The following is a 17,330-nucleotide window of genomic DNA, read 5'->3' as shown; positions in this document are numbered from 1 at the left end:
TTAACTAAAAAGTAGTCAAAAAATTAAATTAAATGGTTAAATTAACGAGGGATGAATTTTTTAAATTAAAGTGATGTGTGTAAAGTTGTTTAATTACAACTGGTTAAGATTTGTTTTTATGTTGGCACAACCCTTGAGTATATAACTACGTCTAAACAATACACAAACAAGGAATACCATTATGAAACATTCAATTAAAATCGCTATGGCAAGTTTATTAGTATTAGGTTCTGCGCAAGTACACGCAACAGAGGTGGACCTAGATGTAACTGATATATTAACTCAAAGTGTAGCAAGCTATGTTAAGCAAACCACAATCGAGCTTGAAAAATCACTAAAGGAAACGCTTTATTTTGATGCTAAAACTGTTTTAGAGGGGTTATTAGATGAGCCTGTTTTAACAGATAGCACAACGCTTAAAAATACTGACACTAGTATAAAAAACGTAAAATAAATTATTTAAAGGATTAAAACGATGAGCAGTGAACTTGGATTATTTGCATTAATGTTAGCACCCGTAGTCAGTATGATTAGCGCTTATTACTCGGTTCAAGTGTTTAAAGCTATGGGAGGTTGGTTTAATCTTTAGCCAATTATATAGCTGGTAATTAATTCGATTCATACAAAGCTGATCGACTTAGCAAAAGCGCACGTAAATAAAGGCAGAGTGTTTGAAATAAGTAGACTTTATGAAACGTGCGATTTTTCCATTACCCATTTTTATGTTACCTGAAGGTTATACGCGATTACGCATATTTGAGCCTCGCTATTTAAATATGGTTAAAACCGCATTAAAAAATAATACAGGGTTTGTGCTTTGTACGTTCGAGCATGACACGCCTTTTAATATAAGCGCGCAAGGTTGCCTTGTTGATATTATTGATTTTGACCAAGACGATAACGATGTATTATTAATTGATGTATTTGCATCGCAAAATGTGCAAATTAATGATGTTTATCAAGACGAAGACGAATTACGCCATGGCTTGGTATCGCCTTGTAATACGCCGTATTGGTACAAAGATTCTAACAACCAAATTGGTGAACATTACCTATTACACGATGCGCTTAAAAACGTGTTTCAAGGTAATCCGGAACTTAATTTGTTGTACAAGAAAACTCATTTTGACAAGCTTCCCTGGATTGCAGCACGTTGGCTTGAACTCCTACCTGTTTCTATTGAGAAAAAACAGCAACTTGCGTTTGAAACGAATTTTGATAACTTACTGAATTTCCTCCATACTGTGATTAATAACGAATTTGCCTAAATTTTATGATCCTAAATTAATTATTGTCCGTATTACTTAATACAAAAGCAATAACGGGATAAATTATTATGGTAAGTCAACAACAGTCACCACGTTGTGAACCTAATACAGGTAAGTACACTGCCATGCCAGAAACGCCGAGTAAAGAGCTCATGCAAGCGCTTATAGATGTTGCGCAATCACGCGACAAAAAAGCGTTTTCATATTTATTTGAATACTTTGCGCCAAAAATTAAACGCTTTGGAATTAAGCAGTTTGGTGTTGAAGCCCAAGCCATGGAGCTTGTGCAAGAAACATTAACGTCTGTTTGGCGTAAAGCACATTTGTATCATAGTGAAAAAGGCGCTGCGACTACGTGGGTTTATACCGTTATGCGTAACGCTTCGTTCGATATGCTTCGTAAAATGAAAAGTAATAAAGAAGAAAATATAAGCGAAGATATTTGGCCGTTACTAAACGACTCACAAGATACGCATCACGAATACAGTGATCATTTAGAAGATAAGCAAATTAAGCGTTATTTAGACAAATTACCGATTGCTCAACGCGAAGTGGTAAGAGGCGTTTACTTTCAAGATATGTCGCAAGAGCAACTTGCACATCAACTTAATATTCCAGTAGGCACGGTAAAATCACGGTTACGTTTGGCCTTGCAAAAATTACGTAATGAAATGGGAGATCAGCATGATTAAACATCACCCGAGTGAAACTTTACTGACACAGTATTGCGATGCATCACTTGCTACATCATTGAGTTTAGCCGTTTCTATTCACGTAGACATGTGCCCTGTGTGCCAAGCTAAAGTAGCTAAAATTGAAGCTAGTAATGCAAATGCATTATTTAGTGAAGAGCCTGGTCAATTTGAGAAACCTCAAACTGAGAAATCTGATTTACTTGAAGAATTTGAACTAAATGTTCTCGATATGATCATGTCTGATGATTCTATCGATGAAGTTTACGAAGTAGAGCCTGTCTCTATTAAAGTGAATGAGCATAACTATCAGCTTCCACGTGCTTTGACACGTATTTCTCATAGCAAATTTACACAAGTTGGTAAGCTGGCACGATCTCGCGTTTCGCTTGATGATGGTGCGCTGCGTTCTAGCTTGCTACATATTGATGCCGGTGGCGAAATTCCTGAGCATACACATACCGGATTTGAAGTTACTTTACTACTAGATGGTGAGTTTAGTGATGAAGATGGTAATTACGTACCAGGCGACTTTATTTGGCAAGATGGTAGTCATCAACATACACCTTTAACGAAAGATGGATGTTTATGCTTTACAGTTGTCAGTAGTGCGCTACATTTTAATAAGGGCTTCAGCAAGTTACTAAATCCAATAGGTAATTTGATTTACTAAGAGAATATATGCACACAGATATAATAAAAATAGGTATAAGCGCCTGCTTAGCAGGCGAAAAAGTTAGATTTGACACGGGACATAAAAAGTCAAATTTTTGTATGGATGAGCTAGGTAAACACGTTGAATACACACGGTTTTGTCCGGAAGTAGCTGTTGGTTTACCGATACCTCGTCCAACTATTCGCCAAGTTAAAGTGGGCGATACTATTAAAGTATGCCGCCCAGATGGCACCGGCGAAGTAGGCCAACAACTTACTGAATATGGTAAAAAAGTTGCAACTGAACAAGCTAAAGAATTAAGCGGATTTGTATTTTGTGCAAAAAGCCCAAGCTGCGGCATGGAGCGCATTAAAATATACAATGAAGCAGGAACAGGTAATACCTCAGAAGGCGTTGGTTTTTTTGCTGAGCAAATAATGAAGCACAACCCATTATTGCCATGTGAAGAAAACGGACGTTTAAACGACATGCATTTACGTGAAAACTTTGTAATGAGAATTTACGTATTTAAAAACTGGCAAAAATTAGTACAAGAGCCGCTTACGGTTCATAAGCTTACTCAATTTCACTCTCAGTATAAGTACTTGTTGATGGCTCATAACTATCAAGCTTATCGTGATTTGGGTAACCTGCTGGGGACTTATGTAGGCGACGATATAAATGCAGTTGCTGATGAATATATTTTAGGTTTGATGACGGGTCTTAAAAAGCCAGCTTCTCGCAGAAATAATTGCAACACGCTAATGCATTTACAAGGTTACTTTAAAAATGATTTATCGAAGGTTGAAAAACAAGAACTTCGTGATGCGATAGATGAATACCGCGAAGGTTTGGTGCCATTGTATGTACCACTTACCTTGTTAAAACATCATTTGAAGGTTCACCCAAATGAGTACCTTGAAAAACAAGTATTTTTTAACCCTTACCCTCACGATTTAAAACTACGATTTGGTATTTAATGGATACATTATTTTGGTTTAGGCGCGATTTGCGCCTTTTTTCTAACGAAGCGTTAATTCAAGCGCTAAATAATGGCGCTAAACACGCCATTTTTTTTGTGTCTGAAAAACAGTGGCAACAGCACCAAACTGCGCCTATTCAGATTGACTTACTCAAGCGCCGAGTTACTTATCTTCAATCTCAGCTTGCTGATTACGGCATTACTTTACATGTTATTGAAGCGCCAAGCTTTTGTGATTGTACGCGTGAGCTTATTAATTTTTGTAAATCAAACGATGTAAAACACGTAATTGCTAATACAGAATATGAGCTTAATGAAGTAAACCGCGATAAAGCAATTTTGCACGAATGCGATGAGCTTTCAATTACTTTTACTTTGTACGAAGGTGATTTAATTGCACCTGTTGGAACGGTTAAAAATCAAAGTAATGAAATGTATAAAGTGTTTACTCCATTTAAGCGAGCATGGCTAAAGCAGTATCAAGATACACATTTTAGTTTGCCTCAATGGCCTCTAACTTCTGATCCAATAAAATTTGATGAAAGCGACTTACTAAAAAGTGATGGATGCTCGGATAAGTGGCCGGTTGACGACGAAACACTCTCAACCGTAGTTGATAATTTTATATGTGACAAACTTACAAGCTACGACGATCAGCGTGATATACCCAGCGTAAAAGGCACATCAGGTTTAAGCCCGTATTTAGCACTTGGTATTGTGAGCACAAAACAGCTGCTTATTAATATTCAGCAGCGTTATCCTGATATTTTAACTACGTCAAAAAGTAAAACGTTTACGTGGATTAACGAGCTTGTTTGGCGCGAATTTTACAGGCATTTAATTGCTGAATTTCCGAAGCTTTCGCGCGGTGATAACTTTAACGAAAAGTATAACGCCGTAGTGTGGCGTAAAAGCGAAAATGAATTTACAGCATGGTGTGAAGGGCGTACAGGTTACCCGTTAGTGGATGCTGCAATGCTACAACTAAAGCAAACCGGTTGGATGCACAATCGTTTACGTATGGTTGTTGCGAGCTTTTTAACTAAGCATTTATTAATAGACTGGCGCGAAGGTGAGCGCTTTTTTATGCAGCACCTAATTGATGGCGATTTAGCCTCTAATAATGGTGGTTGGCAGTGGGCTGCAAGTACTGGGTGTGATGCTCAGCCTTACTTTAGAGTTTTTAACCCTATCAGACAAAGCGAGCGCTTTGATCCAACTGGCAAGTTTATCCGTAAGTATTTGCCAGAGCTTGAAAACGTGCCAGATAAACACATTCATTTTCCACACACTTATTTAGCCGCAATAGGTAAAGATAAGGAATGTTACTGGCCAGCAATAGTTGATCATAAAGCGGCACGAGAACGTGCACTTGCTGCATTTAAGGTGTGATATGGATAACCAGTTACCAGTAGATAAATTTGTTGAAATATACCAACAGCTTGATAGCACTAATCTTGATTTATTGAGTGATATTTACTGTGACAACATACAGTTTATAGACCCGATGCATGAAATTAATGGCATTGTAGAATTGCGCAGGTACTTTGCTAACTTATATAGCAATGTTAAGCATTGTCAGTTTGATATTAGCGATTCGTTTGATAGCGGCAACAATGCTTTTATCTATTGGACTATGCACTATGCACATCCAAAGCTTTCATCAGGTAAAACTATATCGGTAGAAGGTCATAGCAAGCTTATTTTTGAAAATGGCAAAATTATCAAGCACAGAGACTACTTGAATGTGGGCGAGTTGCTGTACAAACATATTCCTTTACTTGGTAGTGTTATAAAGCTAATTGATAAAAGGGCAGGTTAATTATGATCACACTTATAACGGGTGCTACTTCTGGTATTGGTGAGCAGTTAGCAATTAAATATGCGCAATTGGGAGACACTGTTATAGCTTGTGGCCGTAATAGTGAAAAGCTCGCTGAGCTTGCTAAATACGACAATATTCAAGCGTGTAAATTTGATGCAACTAATCTACAAGACATTAAAGAGTCTACTATTGGCTTTCCTCATTTTGACCGTGTTATTTTAAACGCCGGTAATTGTGAATACATAGATGACGCGCGAAATTTTGATAGTGCATTGTTTGAGCGTGTAATAAACGTAAATTTACTCTCTATGGGGTATTGCCTTGAGGCGCTACTTCCTAAAATAAATTCAGGTGGTCAGCTTGTTTTGGTCAGCTCAAGTGTTACCTATCTTGCGCTACCTCGTTCAGAAGCTTATGGTGCATCAAAAGCGGGTGTAAGTTACTTAGCAAAAAGCTTAGCTGTTGATTTAGATGATGTTGATGTGACTTTAGTTCACCCTGGCTTTGTGAAAACTCCGCTTACTAATAAAAATGATTTCCCGATGCCTATGGCTGTTACCGCTGAAAAAGCCGCAGACTATATGATTAAGGGAATACATAAGCGCCGAAAAGATGTTCACTTTCCGTACCGTTTTACTCTTATATTAAAAGCATTACGTATTTTGCCACTCCCAATTTGGCTTAAAATCGCAAAAGGATTAGCCCGTTGAAAAAAATAGCAATAATAGGAACTGGTGTATCTGGTTTAACATGTGGGCATTTGCTTCATAAACATTACGATGTAACCGTATTTGAAAAAAATGATTATATAGGTGGCCACACTGCAACGGTTGATGTTGATGTGTGCGGCATAAAATACGCAATAGATACTGGTTTTATTGTATTTAATGACAGAACTTACCCATACTTTGAAAAGTTACTATCGCGTATTGGTGTAGATAAACAAACAACGCAGATGAGCTTTAGTGTTCATAACGAAGCCACTGGCTTTGAATACAATGGCCATACGTTTACAAGCCTGTTTGCACAGCGTCGTAATATTTTTAGACCTAAGTTTTGGCGATTATTGTACGACATTGTTAGGTTTAACAAATTGTGTAAAGCACTACATGAAAAAGATGATTACCAGTCTGATCAATCATTAGGGCAATTGCTTAGTGACAATCACTTTAATGACTTTTTTAAATACCATTATATTCTTCCGATGGGCGCAGCTATTTGGTCTACCAGTATTAAAGAAATGGAAAATGTAGGCGTTGAATTTTTTGTTAAGTTCTTCTTTAATCATGGCCTTTTAGATGTAACAAATAGACCACAGTGGTATGTAGTACCAGGTGGCTCTCGTCAGTATATTAAGCCACTGATCAGAGGCTTTGCTGATAAAATTAAACTTAATACAGATATTAAATCTGTTACGCGTCAAAATGATGAAGTAACAATAGAGTTTGCCAATGGTGAATTAAGTAAGTTTGATAAAGTAATATTTGCTTGTCATTCAGATCAGGCGCTTGCACTACTTGGTGATGCTACTGAGCAAGAAAAGTCAGTATTGGGTGCAATAGCTTACACTGAGAATTCAGTTGTGCTGCACACCGATACAAACCTTTTACCTGATAGAAAAGCGGCATGGGCAAGTTGGAACTACCTACTTAATAACAACACTGATAAAGCAGCTGTTGTTACTTACCAAATGAATATTTTGCAAGGTATACAATCGGATACACAGTTTTGTGTAACGCTTAATCACCTTGAAGGAATAAGCCAAAGTAAAATTTTGCGCGAGTTTACTTATCATCACCCTGTATTTAACCAAGAGTCAATTGCTGCTCAAAAGCTTAAACACAGTATTGATGGACAAAACAATAGTTATTTTTGTGGTGCTTATTGGTACAATGGTTTTCATGAAGATGGCGTACACAGTGGTGTAGATGTAGCCAAGCAACTTGGGGTCGAATTTGACTAGTGCAGTGTATTTAGGCGATGTAAAACATCGCCGTTTTGCTGTTAAAGAACATCGTTTTAGTTACCCTTTGTATATGATGTGGGTAGATTTAAATAATCCTCAACAACTAAATGGTGTGCATAAGCACATAGGTACGTCAGGCTTAAAAGCGTTAAAATTTAATGAAGCTGATTATCTTAAAGACACCTCAGAACTTGCTAAACGACCTCTTATTGAGCGTGCGCATGATCAACTTGCCAATTTAGGTATTACTGAAACCTTTTCTCATATTTACATGTTAGGGCAGCTTCGTTGTTTTGGTGTGTATTTTAGCCCTGTTAATTTTTACTTTTTTGGCCACAACGACACCCGTTTTAAGTACATGATAGCTGAAGTGAGTAATACACCATGGAACGAACGTCATTATTATTTAGTCCCTTTAGAAAAAAAAGTGAACTTTAAGAAGGTTTTTTCCGTATCACCTTTTATGAATCTAGATATGAACTATCATTGGCATGTTAAACAATCGCCTGATAAAACATTGATACACATTGAAAATAAGCGAAATGAAGAGTTATTATTTGATGCAACACTTCGCTTGAAACGTAAAGAACTCACTAACGAAGAGATTAATAAGTTGTTTAAACGTTTTCCGGCCATGACATGGTCTATTTTCAAAGGTATTTATTATCAAGCATTAAAGTTGTTTATAAAGCGAGTACCTTTTCTAGGTCACTCAGGTAAGCCATAAAGCACATAGGTAGTCAGGACAATTAATAGGTATTTTAATGGATAAAGTGTCGAGCTTAAATTGCGAACAAAGCACTAGTTGGTTAACTAATATATATAAAAAATTAGTGACTAAAGCCTTTTCGTCAATTGAAACAGGTCAAGTTGTTTTAATTGAAGGAAATGAGCGCACAGTTTTTGGTGATGTATCGTCTGCGTTAAAAGCAACAGTAACAGTTAATGATAAAGCTATGTATAAAGCGTTTGCGTTATCTGGGAGCGTTGGCGCTGGTGAAGCGTATATTTTGGGACATTGGTCTTGTGACAACTTAACTTCATTCATTGAGATATTTGCTATAAACGAAAAGCAACTCGATGAGTTTGAAAAAAAATTCGCATTTTTTAGTAATATCGCACACCGATTTAATCACATAAAAAACAAAAATTCAGAATCGGGTTCTAAGAAAAATATTGTTGCTCATTACGACTTAGGTAATGATTTGTACGAATCATTTTTAAGTAAAGAAATGCTTTATTCAAGTGCTGTATATCCTACAAAAGAAGCCACACTTGAAGAGGCTCAGCAATACAAGCTTAAACGCATTTGTGAGCAAGTTGAGCTTCAAAAAAATGATTCAGTAATTGAAATTGGTACAGGGTGGGGGGCATTTGCTATATATGCAGCCACACATTACGATTGCCATGTAACAACAACAACCATATCTGATGAGCAACATGATTATGTAGCTAACAAGATTGTTGAACTTGGTCTTGAAAGTAAAATAACATTACTTAAGCTCGACTACAGACTACTAAAAGGTAAATACGACAAGCTTGTTTCTATTGAAATGATAGAAGCGGTTGGTCACGACTATTTACCTAGCTTTTTCACTCAGTGTGGTGAGCTCCTAAAAGACGATGGCGCCATGCTTATTCAAGCAATTACTATTGGCGATCAGCGTTATAAGCACTACTTAAAAAACTCTGACTTTATTCAGCAGTATATTTTTCCGGGCGGATGTTTGCCATCGCTTAACGAAATGAGTGAGCAGATTAAAAATAATACCGATATGGTTATTCATACTGTTAATGATATTGGCGCTCACTACGCACGAACATTAGCAGACTGGCGAACTCGTTTTATAAAAAGCTGGCCTGATTTAGACCGCTCTAAATTTGATGAACGCTTTTATCGTTTATGGTTATTTTATTTTGCTTATTGTGAAGGTGCGTTTAGAGCCAGAGCAACAAGTACGGTACATTTAATGGCGCGTAAACCTCGTTTTACTAGTGATAACGATGATATTGCGCTCGGTTACTAATTTTGTTTTATTTCAAGCAGTGTGGTTTTTATCACTGCTGCTTGAAGCCAATTTGCTACTTTTTAGTGGCTTGATTATTGTTTTAATGTTTTGTTTGTCAAAGCAGAAAAAACAAGACTCCTTACTATTAATTAAAGCCCTACCTTTAGCACTATTGTTAGAATTTATAGCGGTAAAGTTAGGCTTGTTAGAATTTAAAGTTTATCCCTTCCCTCTATGGCTCGTGTTTTTATGGGCTGCATTACTACTTTCTTTAAATACCTCAATGTTTTTTTTGAGTAAATTAAAGCTTTGGCAGGCCTTTTTGGTATGTATGGCATTTGCGCCAGCAAGTTATTGGGCTGGAGCGCGCTTTGAAGTAATAAGTTTAGGTTTACCTTTATGGCAATTCTGGCTCGTTTACGGGGCGCTTTGGTCTACAGTGTTTACTGTTATTCTTTTTATAAACCAAAAAATCAAGTTATTCATCAATCGCTGATCTTCCACAATTTCTATTTCGTAACATTACCCATTGACTCAAAGGGAGCTTATTTTGAAATTTTTACTAAAGGCAGTTACTTTTTATTTGCTTACCACTTCAATTGTTTTAGCTAACACACAATTTAATAAAGTAGGCGAAGCACGAATGGAGTATTTATTTTGGGATGTATATGACGCTGTGCTATTTACCCCTTCAGGTAATTACAGCGCAGAAACACATCCTGTTAAGTTTAAGCTTACCTATTTACGTGACTTTGACGCTAAAGAAATAGTAAAAGCAACAAATGAGCAGTGGGAACATCTTGGAAAAACAGGGCTGGCAGATAAATACGACAGTAAATTGTTGTCTATTTGGCCTGATATAAAAAAGGGTGACTCACTAACATTAGTGACAAATGAGCAAGGTATGAGCACTTTTTATCATAATGATGAAAAAATGGGTGAAATTGATGAACCTCAATTTTCGAGTGACTTTTTAGCTATTTGGCTTGATGAAAAAACCTCTGAACCAAAATTACGAAAGCAATTATTAGGGAATTAATATGAACATATTAAACACGTTAAAAGCAGCTGTTATGAGCCTCTCGGCTCTACTTTTAATTAGCTGTTCGGCACCAAATGTTGAACATTATAAAAATACATCGCCAAATTTCGACTTTAAAACGTTTTTTAGCGGAAATTTGAAAGCCTATGGTGTTGTACAAGACTTTAAAGGCGAATTGACCCGAAAGCTTGTCGTAGATATGAATGCGACTTGGGACGGTAACCAGGGCGTTATTGAAGAAGACTTTGTTTATGATGATGGCGAAACCCAAAAGCGAATCTGGAAAATAACGTTAAATGAAGGCAATAGTTTAACGGGGACAGCAGCTGATGTTATAGGTACAGCAAAAGGCAAAAGTGACGGCAGCGTATTTCATTGGAATTATGATGTAGAGCTTCCATACGATGGCAGTACTTTAGAAGTGAATTTTGACGATTGGATGTACCTGGTTACACAATCGCGCTTGATAAACCGCACATCTATTGTTAAGTTTGGAGTCGAGGTCGGGGAAGTGACCTTAGTTATCGAAAAAATATAGCTTATTTACCCAGTTGCTTAACTTGCGCCAAAATTGTACTCAAATTAAGTCTTTGTTAACCCAACACGCTGTATTCTACCGAGAATTATTTAAATTTTACTCATTTTTTAAGAATTTAAGCAAAAAATGCAATTTGCTGTTGCTAACTCTTTAAAAATGCATAAAGATAGGTTTTGCGAAGGCAAAATAATAACGAATAGGAATCTAACAATGAATAAAGCTCAATTAGTTGAAAAAATTGCTACTGATGCAGAAATCTCTAAAGCCGCTGCTACTCGTGCTCTTGACGCGTTTACAGGTGCTGTAACTTCTTCTTTAAAAGAAGGTGATTCAGTAGCATTAGTTGGTTTTGGTACTTTCTCAGTAAAAGAACGTGCAGCTCGCACTGGCCGTAACCCACAAACGGGTGCTGAGATCCAAATCGCAGCGGCAACTATCCCAAGCTTTAAAGCAGGTAAAGGTCTTAAAGACCAAGTAAACCCTTAATAGGTTTAACGAATTAAAATAAAAAAAGAGCTATTTAGCTCTTTTTTTTTATGTTTAATAAAGACATCAACTGATGCCTTTATATTATAAATTTATGCTTTTAAGGCTTTATCGCCTCGGCCAATGCCAACAGCACCAGAACGTACAACTTCAATAATATCGGTTTCATGACGAAGTGTGTCTAAAAACGATTCTATTTTGTCTGTACTACTCACTAGTTGCAGGCTATAGCTTTGTCGGCCCATATCTAAAATAACACCCTGGAACACATCAACTACGCGGGTAACCGCTGCACGAGTCGTCTCGTCTTGAGCAAATACCTTAACAAGCAATAACTCTCGCTCAATGTGACTCATTTCTGTTAAATCGATAATTTTAAGCACGTCGACTAATTTGTTAACTTGTTTTGTGATCTGCTCAACCACTCTGTCATCACCCATGGTGGTAATGGTAATACGTGATAACGACTGATCATCAGTTGTGCCAACAGTTAGGCTGTCAATGTTGTATGCACGTTGTGAAAAAAGCCCAACAATACGTGACAGTGCACCTGGTTCGTTTTCTAATAGAATAGATAAAATCCGACGCATTATGCTTTTACTCCTTTACGTAACCACATCTCATCAATGCCACCTAACTTGATTTGCATTGGGTATACATGTTCTTTCTCGTCTACAAGAATATCTAAAAAGACTAAACGATCGTTTATGCTCATAGCTTTATCGATTGCAGGTTGTAACTCATCAAGTGTGTTTACTTTAATACCCACATGCCCGTAGCTTTCAACCAACTTAACAAAATCAGGCAGTGAGTCCATGTAAGATGATGAATGACGACCGCCGTAAACCATATCTTGCCATTGGCGTACCATACCTAAAGAGCGGTTATTAAGTGATACAACTTTTACAGCTAGGTTGTACTGCAAGCAGGTAGATAGCTCTTGAATATTCATTTGAATAGAGCCATCACCCGTAATACATACAGATTCTTTATCCGGAAAGGCTAATTTTACGCCCATAGCAGCAGGTAAGCCAAAGCCCATAGTGCCTAGGCCGCCTGAATTTATCCACTGACGAGGATGCTTAAATGGGTAATATTGCGCTGCAAACATTTGGTGCTGACCAACGTCAGAACTTACGTAAGCATCGCCATTAGTGGCTTTATAAACAGCTTCAATTACGGCTTGTGGCTTAATTTTGTCGCCATCTGTGTTGTAGCTTAAACATTTTTGTTCACGCCAGCTGATAATTTGGCGCCACCAATCTTCTTGCGCGCTGCGATCTATTTTAATTGGGCTTTTATCAATACCCGTTTGTAGTTGTTCTAGTACTGTTGCTAAGCAACCTACAACCGGTATATGCGCTTTGATTGTTTTTGAAATTGAAGTTGGATCTACATCTACATGTACAATTGTGGCATTTGGACAAAACTTTTTAACGTTATTAGTTACCCTGTCATCAAAACGAGCACCAAGCGCTAAAATCACATCGGCGTTTGCCATTGCTTTGTTGGCCTCAAGCGTACCGTGCATGCCTAGCATACCTACAAAGTTTGGATGTACACCTGATATGCCGCCAAGCCCCATTAGTGTATTGGTAATGGGTGCATTTAACGATTCAACTAAATGCGTTAATTGCTCTGACGTATTTGAAATAACAATACCACCGCCAGAGTAGATAACCAGTTTTTTGGCCTCTAGAATAGTTGTTACCGCTTTACGAATTTGTTTTGAATGCCCTTTAGTATTAGGGCTGTATGTTCTTAGCTCTGTTGTTTTAGGAAATTCGTATTCAAACTTTATAGCAGGGTTAAGCATATCTTTAGGAAGCTCAACTACAACGGGCCCAGGACGACCTGTACTGGCTATATAAAAGGCTTTAGCTAAGATTGTTGGGATTTCTTTAGCACTTCTACAGTTAAAGCTGTGTTTAACTATAGGGCGAGAACAGCCAACAATATCAGTTTCTTGGAATGCATCGTCACCAATTAAACTTGTAGGCACTTGGCCTGATAATACAACCATAGGAATTGAATCCATGTAGGCCGTTGCAATACCCGTTATACAGTTTGTAGCGCCAGGGCCTGAGGTTGCAAGTACAACACCAACGTCTCCAGTAGCACGAGCATAACCATCAGCCATATGTGTGGCAGCTTGTTCATGACGTACTAATATATGCTCAATATCATCTTGCTGAAAAAGTGCATCATATAAGTCTAAAACCGAACCACCGGGGTAGCCAAATATGTATTTTACCTTTAACTCTTTTAATGCCTGAACTACTAGTTCAGAGCCATTATATTCTTGTTTACTCATCCTCATTCCTCTGTGCGCTTTTTTTATGCATAAAAAAACCCCCGCGTAGTGCGAGGGTTTTTAAAAAGCAGTATCACCTTTTAATACATCCCCGCTGGGCTTATAACTAAGACCAGTACGAGTACGACTAAAAGGTTAATTTGTGTGTTCATAGTTTTTACTCTACTTAGCAAAACACTGCTTTTAAATTAAAAATTCTGTATAGGTTTATTTTTAAGGGTTTTGAACCCTTATGTCAACCTCGAAAGTGGCTTTTTGCATTTTAAATTCGTTTTGTAGCTTTTTTTAATTTAAATCTTCAGAAATACTGTATTTAACTGAGTTATCTAGCAGAAATTATGCGTTTTAGGTTGTGTGTTTGATTTTAGTTATAAAAGAGTGTGAAAGACCATTAACTTTTATTGCACATGTTAACTATATGTTTTTATCGCATGTTTAAATTTCTATTATTAGGTATGATTACTACATAATTATGTTTGAGGAAAATACAGTGAAAAAAGTGACGTTAATTGCGCTTTTAACTACGCTATTAAGCCCTATAGTAGCGGCTAATAATTTAAGCCCGCATGATGTTGGTATAACTAACGAAGAACGTATTTTATATTGGCTTAAAAAAAGAGACCAAATATCCTCTAGTGAGTTAGATAGTTCATTTAAGTCATATATGAGTAACAAAGAAGTTGCCAATCACTCAATTAAAAATGGCTTTAGGCAATTTAAATCCTCCTCTACGGATTTTTCAAACACAAATAAACAACAAGCCGCTTTTTCAACGTCGTTAGTGCCTGATCAAAGCGTTAATGATGTAAAAGTGTTAGCTATCTTAATTGATTTTCCTGACCTCAATCATGACGATAATCGACTTGTAGAGCAGGACACAGATATGTTTTACGCTGATTATTCAACTGAACACTATCAGCAAATGCTTTTTAATACTGAAGGTTATGCGGGCCCTGATGGACAAAGCATATCAACGGCTGCTGATTATTATAAAGCAGCGTCTGGTAATAGCTTAAACTTTAACGGGCAGGTATATGGCTGGGTAACCGCTGATAACAATGCAAAAATATATGGTGAACGCCAAGGCAGTACACGTGATAAAAATGCGCCCGCTTTAGTCAAAGAGGCTGTGGAGAAGGCGGTTGCAAAGTTTAATATTAATTTAACGGACTATGATTTAACTGATTTAGATGATGTAGATGGCGATGGAATTATTAACGAACCCAATGGCATTATTGACCATGTAATGATTTTTCATTCAAGTATTGGCGAGGAAGCAGGTGGCGGTTACCTAAGCACTGATGCTATTTGGTCGCACCGCTACTATGTATTTGATGAAAATAGCGGGCCGAGCGAGATTGCAGGCAGCAGTATTAAGCTCTCTGGTTACACAATTAATCCAATTGATGCTGGGATTGGCGTGGTGGTGCATGAGTTTGGGCATGACTTGGGATTATTAGATGAATACGACTTACAATCTAACACGGTAGGTGAGCCTGTCGCGTCTTGGTCAGTTATGTCGACAGGAAGTTGGGCAGGTTCTCCACGAGGCTCTGAGCCTGTTATGTTTAGCCCTTATGCGCTTGAATATTTACAAAATCGATACCAGGGTAATTGGGTTAATCAGCTCACGCTTGATATGGATGCGATAGATGCTAACGCACAGCAAACATTAATTAATACTGCGAGTACTTCACAACTGCAAAGCCAAATAAAAATAACACTGCCATCTCGACTCGAAAAATTTAAAACGCCAGTAGAAGGTGATTTTCAATACTATTCAAATACGGGCGACAATATTAGTAATAGCTTAGTTAATACAGTAACGCTACCAAACACGACTGAGGCACTTACTTTAAGCTTTATTGCTTATTACAGTATTGAGCGCGACTATGATTTAGTACAGGTAAAAGTAAATGGGGAGCCTATTGCTAGTAATTATACGCAAGCAATTAACCCATACTATGGTGACATTGGTCCGTATATATCAGGTGATTCATTTTTTAATAGTGATGCTAAGCAACCTAACGGCTATTTAACCCATAAGTTTGATTTATCAGCTTATGCTGGGCAAATGATTGATCTAAAAATTGAATACATAACAGATGCGAACACACATTATTATGGTTTTGTTGTGGATGATATGCGTATTGAGCAAAGTGATACCTTAATTTGGCAAAATAATGCACAAGATCAAATTAACACTGAGTTTAATGGCTTTGAAAAAATAGGTAGTTACACATATGCATCGCCATCACATTACTATTTACAATTGCGTTCATACACTGGCGTTGACAGTAGTTTGCAAGCAGAGCAGTACTCACCGGGGTTATTATTGTGGTACAGCAATGAATCTCAAGCAGATAATAACACTACCGAGCATCCAGGTAGTGGTTTTGCATTAGTGGTAGATGCTGATCAGCGCTCGATAAATAAAGGCAGTACGCAAACTCCGGCTGCTTCAGCAATTCAAATTCGTGATGCTGCTTTTAGTTTATATCCACAGCGAGCTGGGTTAGGTGATGATGATTTATCAGCTATTACAGAGTTTACTGATAAAACCGACTATAGTTTTTCAGCGCAACAGTCATCGGGCGTTGCCCTTCCACAGGTTGGCTTTGGGTTTAATATTATAAGCCAGTCAGCTGATAGTGAAGATATAGAAGTAGAGCTTAATTACGATGTTACTAAGGGTATTAATTTTACCAAAACAGGTTTAATCGTTAATTTTAATGTAGAAGGTTTTGCACTCACGCCTGCGGATAAATTCACGTGGAATTTTGACGATGGTAGCTCAAGCACAGAGTTAACGCCTACTCATGAATATCAAGACTATGGCACCTATAGCGTTGAGTTTATGGCAAGTAATGATACTTCACAGCAAGTAGCTGTAGCTCAAGTTACATTAGTTGAGCCATTATCTGTAAATGAAATTGAATATGAAATAAACCAAGGAATATTAACAGCTCAAGCTTCGTTTACAGGTGGAGTCGCACCGTATACTTATAATTGGCAGCTAGGGGATGGAAGTACTTTAACGACGCAATCGCTCACTTATAATTATTTATACTCTGGTGATTACCAAGTAACGCTTACAGTGACAGATAACGAAGGCACGGAGCAAACTAAAGCGGTTGATGTAACTGCAACTGTTCCGCTTAGCATAGACGCAAACGTTACAGTAAATGATTTAAGCGCTCAATTTAATGCGCAAGTAACCGGCGGCTTTAATAGTTATAATTACAGTTGGGATTTTGGTGATGGCAGTGCGGTATCAAACTTACAAAACCCAAGGCATACTTATCAAACTGACGGGACATTTAATGTAACGTTGAATGTTACTGATACTCAAACCAATGATACTTTTACTAAAGAGTTATCTCTTACAGTGCAAAAGCAACAAAGTAGTTCGGGTTCAAGTGGCGGATCATTGGCAGGTTTATTAGGATTACTACTGTTAAGTTTATTTAGGTTTAATACTAACCTGCATAAATACACCAGGTTGGTATAAGCTTAATTAACAAATAAAAAAAGCCCGCTAAATTAGCGGGCT

General features: G+C 37.4%; 18 protein-coding genes. 16 read left to right on the top strand and 2 right to left on the bottom strand.

Annotated features, from left to right (window positions below):
• Nucleotides 1–181 precede the first annotated feature (181 nt).
• The 15 genes from I6E72_RS18905 to I6E72_RS18835 all read left to right on the top strand — a co-directional run bounded on the left by I6E72_RS18905 (nucleotide 182) and on the right by I6E72_RS18835 (nucleotide 11,463).
• Entirely contained in the window at nucleotides 182–454 is a 273-nt protein-coding gene (locus I6E72_RS18905; protein ID WP_007580717.1) for a hypothetical protein, read from the top strand.
• A gap of 235 nt (nucleotides 455–689) precedes the next feature.
• Nucleotides 690–1,268 carry an LON peptidase substrate-binding domain-containing protein gene (locus I6E72_RS18900; protein ID WP_024591092.1) on the top strand — a complete coding sequence of 193 codons (579 nt, stop codon included), beginning with the start codon at nucleotides 690–692 and terminating at the stop codon, nucleotides 1,266–1,268.
• Nucleotides 1,269–1,336: 68 nt separating this feature from the next.
• Nucleotides 1,337–1,960 (top strand): sigma-70 family RNA polymerase sigma factor, encoded by a 624-nt coding sequence (locus I6E72_RS18895; protein WP_010552978.1) that lies wholly within the window; start codon nucleotides 1,337–1,339, stop codon nucleotides 1,958–1,960.
• The gene (locus tag I6E72_RS18890; RefSeq protein WP_010552977.1) at nucleotides 1,953–2,633 is read left to right on the top strand and encodes a ChrR family anti-sigma-E factor; all 681 of its coding nucleotides are present in this window, start codon (nucleotides 1,953–1,955) and stop codon (nucleotides 2,631–2,633) included. Before I6E72_RS18895 ends, I6E72_RS18890 begins: the two co-directional genes overlap by 8 nt.
• Before the next feature lie 8 nt (nucleotides 2,634–2,641).
• On the top strand, nucleotides 2,642–3,595 hold the full coding sequence (locus I6E72_RS18885) for a YbgA family protein (RefSeq protein ID WP_165722968.1): 954 nt from the start codon (nucleotides 2,642–2,644) through the stop codon (nucleotides 3,593–3,595).
• Nucleotides 3,595–4,989, top strand: a complete 1,395-nt coding sequence (gene phrB, locus I6E72_RS18880; RefSeq protein ID WP_197113787.1) for a deoxyribodipyrimidine photo-lyase — start codon at nucleotides 3,595–3,597, stop codon at nucleotides 4,987–4,989. The genes I6E72_RS18885 and phrB overlap by 1 nt, the downstream gene beginning before the upstream one ends.
• Nucleotide 4,990: 1 nt before the next feature.
• A complete protein-coding gene (locus tag I6E72_RS18875) occupies nucleotides 4,991–5,419 on the top strand; it encodes a nuclear transport factor 2 family protein (RefSeq protein ID WP_197113784.1) in 429 nt (142 codons plus the stop codon).
• Between the two features lie 2 nt (nucleotides 5,420–5,421).
• Entirely contained in the window at nucleotides 5,422–6,132 is a 711-nt protein-coding gene (locus I6E72_RS18870) for an SDR family NAD(P)-dependent oxidoreductase (RefSeq protein ID WP_024591087.1), read from the top strand.
• Entirely contained in the window at nucleotides 6,129–7,385 is a 1,257-nt protein-coding gene (locus I6E72_RS18865) for an NAD(P)/FAD-dependent oxidoreductase (RefSeq protein ID WP_007580703.1), read from the top strand. The genes I6E72_RS18870 and I6E72_RS18865 overlap by 4 nt, the downstream gene beginning before the upstream one ends.
• Nucleotides 7,378–8,115, top strand: coding sequence for a DUF1365 domain-containing protein (locus I6E72_RS18860; RefSeq protein ID WP_007580701.1), 738 nt, complete (start codon nucleotides 7,378–7,380; stop codon nucleotides 8,113–8,115). The genes I6E72_RS18865 and I6E72_RS18860 overlap by 8 nt, the downstream gene beginning before the upstream one ends.
• Nucleotides 8,116–8,152: 37 nt before the next feature.
• Nucleotides 8,153–9,415 carry an SAM-dependent methyltransferase gene (locus I6E72_RS18855; protein ID WP_165735776.1) on the top strand — a complete coding sequence of 421 codons (1,263 nt, stop codon included), beginning with the start codon at nucleotides 8,153–8,155 and terminating at the stop codon, nucleotides 9,413–9,415.
• Entirely contained in the window at nucleotides 9,393–9,893 is a 501-nt protein-coding gene (locus I6E72_RS18850; RefSeq protein WP_197113781.1) for a DUF2878 domain-containing protein, read from the top strand. The genes I6E72_RS18855 and I6E72_RS18850 overlap by 23 nt, the downstream gene beginning before the upstream one ends.
• 54 nt (nucleotides 9,894–9,947) lie before the next feature.
• On the top strand, nucleotides 9,948–10,436 hold the full coding sequence (locus I6E72_RS18845) for a chalcone isomerase family protein (RefSeq protein ID WP_024609161.1): 489 nt from the start codon (nucleotides 9,948–9,950) through the stop codon (nucleotides 10,434–10,436).
• Between the two features lies 1 nt (nucleotide 10,437).
• On the top strand, nucleotides 10,438–10,977 hold the full coding sequence (locus tag I6E72_RS18840; RefSeq protein ID WP_197113778.1) for a DUF3833 domain-containing protein: 540 nt from the start codon (nucleotides 10,438–10,440) through the stop codon (nucleotides 10,975–10,977).
• Nucleotides 10,978–11,187: 210 nt separating this feature from the next.
• Entirely contained in the window at nucleotides 11,188–11,463 is a 276-nt protein-coding gene (locus I6E72_RS18835; RefSeq protein ID WP_002962474.1) for an HU family DNA-binding protein, read from the top strand.
• 92 nt (nucleotides 11,464–11,555) lie between these two features.
• Here I6E72_RS18835 and ilvN read toward each other — a convergent pair whose 3' ends face one another.
• On the bottom strand, nucleotides 11,556–12,053 hold the full coding sequence (gene ilvN / locus I6E72_RS18830) for an acetolactate synthase small subunit (RefSeq protein ID WP_007580691.1): 498 nt from the start codon (nucleotides 12,051–12,053) through the stop codon (nucleotides 11,556–11,558).
• Nucleotides 12,053–13,777, bottom strand: a complete 1,725-nt coding sequence (locus I6E72_RS18825; RefSeq protein ID WP_010552970.1) for an acetolactate synthase 3 large subunit — start codon at nucleotides 13,775–13,777, stop codon at nucleotides 12,053–12,055. Before I6E72_RS18825 ends, ilvN begins: the two co-directional genes overlap by 1 nt.
• A gap of 490 nt (nucleotides 13,778–14,267) precedes the next feature.
• On the opposite strand from I6E72_RS18825, the gene I6E72_RS18820 reads away from it, so the two are divergent.
• A complete protein-coding gene (locus I6E72_RS18820) occupies nucleotides 14,268–17,288 on the top strand; it encodes an immune inhibitor A domain-containing protein (RefSeq protein ID WP_197113775.1) in 3,021 nt (1,006 codons plus the stop codon).
• Nucleotides 17,289–17,330: the final 42 nt, after the last annotated feature.

Source organism: Pseudoalteromonas sp. NSLLW24 (genome assembly GCF_015864725.1).
GTDB lineage: Bacteria > Pseudomonadota > Gammaproteobacteria > Enterobacterales > Alteromonadaceae > Pseudoalteromonas > Pseudoalteromonas arctica.
The sequence above is the reverse complement of the archived record's forward strand: the minus strand, read 5'-3'. Positions and strand labels throughout refer to the sequence as shown.

Excerpts from the sequence above, each read along its gene's own strand:
- I6E72_RS18875 (WP_197113784.1), top strand. The coding sequence starts at position 4,991 with ATGGATAACCAGTTACCAGTAGATAAATTTGTTGAAATATACCAACAG.
- I6E72_RS18905 (WP_007580717.1), top strand. The coding sequence starts at position 182 with ATGAAACATTCAATTAAAATCGCTATGGCAAGTTTATTAGTATTAGGT.
- I6E72_RS18885 (WP_165722968.1), top strand. The coding sequence starts at position 2,642 with ATGCACACAGATATAATAAAAATAGGTATAAGCGCCTGCTTAGCAGGC.
- I6E72_RS18895 (WP_010552978.1), top strand. The coding sequence starts at position 1,337 with ATGGTAAGTCAACAACAGTCACCACGTTGTGAACCTAATACAGGTAAG.
- I6E72_RS18870 (WP_024591087.1), top strand. The coding sequence starts at position 5,422 with ATGATCACACTTATAACGGGTGCTACTTCTGGTATTGGTGAGCAGTTA.
- I6E72_RS18900 (WP_024591092.1), top strand. The coding sequence starts at position 690 with ATGAAACGTGCGATTTTTCCATTACCCATTTTTATGTTACCTGAAGGT.
- I6E72_RS18890 (WP_010552977.1), top strand. The coding sequence starts at position 1,953 with ATGATTAAACATCACCCGAGTGAAACTTTACTGACACAGTATTGCGAT.
- I6E72_RS18840 (WP_197113778.1), top strand. The coding sequence starts at position 10,438 with ATGAACATATTAAACACGTTAAAAGCAGCTGTTATGAGCCTCTCGGCT.
- I6E72_RS18825 (WP_010552970.1), bottom strand. The coding sequence starts at position 13,777 with ATGAGTAAACAAGAATATAATGGCTCTGAACTAGTAGTTCAGGCATTA.
- I6E72_RS18835 (WP_002962474.1), top strand. The coding sequence starts at position 11,188 with ATGAATAAAGCTCAATTAGTTGAAAAAATTGCTACTGATGCAGAAATC.
- I6E72_RS18855 (WP_165735776.1), top strand. The coding sequence starts at position 8,153 with ATGGATAAAGTGTCGAGCTTAAATTGCGAACAAAGCACTAGTTGGTTA.
- phrB (WP_197113787.1), top strand. The coding sequence starts at position 3,595 with ATGGATACATTATTTTGGTTTAGGCGCGATTTGCGCCTTTTTTCTAAC.
- I6E72_RS18850 (WP_197113781.1), top strand. The coding sequence starts at position 9,393 with ATGATATTGCGCTCGGTTACTAATTTTGTTTTATTTCAAGCAGTGTGG.
- ilvN (WP_007580691.1), bottom strand. The coding sequence starts at position 12,053 with ATGCGTCGGATTTTATCTATTCTATTAGAAAACGAACCAGGTGCACTG.